Source organism: Moritella sp. F3, from assembly GCF_015082335.1.
In the GTDB taxonomy this organism is placed as follows: domain Bacteria; phylum Pseudomonadota; class Gammaproteobacteria; order Enterobacterales; family Moritellaceae; genus Moritella.
This window is the reverse complement of sequence record NZ_BLRL01000100.1, coordinates 1-255: the sequence shown is the minus strand read 5'-3', so window position 1 is coordinate 255 and position 255 is coordinate 1. Positions and strand designations below refer to the sequence as shown.

The window sequence follows — 255 nt, the reverse complement described above, 5'->3', positions numbered from 1 at the left end:
GTTTCAAGGTAATCACTGCGTCTGGTAACTGCACTTGTGCAAAAGGATCACCCCCTTTCAGCTTACAGTCCTCGATTCGAGCCTTAAGTAACGGGTCGTCTGGGGCGGTAAAGGGCAATTTATCGATGATAACACAGCTTAATGCGTCGCCCCTAACATCTATACCTTCCCAGAAGGCACCAGTGGCCGCCAGCAATGCGTTACCTAATTCCATGAATTCAGCTAAGGTTTTTTGCTTACTTGTCTCACCTTGTA

1 protein-coding gene is annotated in these 255 nt (G+C 47.5%); it reads right to left on the bottom strand.

The features are described 5' to 3' along the window. On the bottom strand, nucleotides 1-255 hold a 255-nt coding region (locus tag JFU56_RS22605), incomplete at both ends, for a helicase C-terminal domain-containing protein (RefSeq protein WP_305798267.1).